This is a genomic window from Lentzea aerocolonigenes (genome assembly GCF_000955955.1).
Classification (GTDB): domain Bacteria; phylum Actinomycetota; class Actinomycetes; order Mycobacteriales; family Pseudonocardiaceae; genus Lentzea; species Lentzea aerocolonigenes_A.
The window spans coordinates 1-263 of sequence record NZ_JYJG01000390.1 but is presented as its reverse complement, the minus strand read 5'-3'; the positions used below and the strand labels follow the sequence as shown (position 1 = coordinate 263).

General features: G+C 66.2%; 1 protein-coding gene. It reads right to left on the bottom strand.

Going from position 1 to position 263, the window contains the following annotated elements:
• Position 1 precedes the first annotated feature (1 nt).
• On the bottom strand, positions 2 to 263 hold a 262-nt coding region (locus UK23_RS54705), incomplete at its 5' end, for a hypothetical protein (RefSeq protein WP_045316969.1).

Here is a 263-nt window from a genome sequence, read left to right as displayed (position 1 = left end):
ATCAGTTGGTGGTGGCGATGGGGGTGTTGTCGATCTGCAGCCAGTCGGACCAGGTGTTGGTGCTGGCGGCGATGTAGGTGTGGGCGAGGAAGCCGGCGCTATTGCGGGCGAAGGCCTCGGTGACGTTGCCGGTGCTCTTGTAGACCACTGACGGGGTGCCGGTGATGGTGCCGGAGCCGATGCCGGTCCAGGCGGCCCAGTTCGACATGCCGTCGCCGAGGTAGGTGTGGATCAGGTGGTCGCTGGTGTCGCGGGCGAAGACC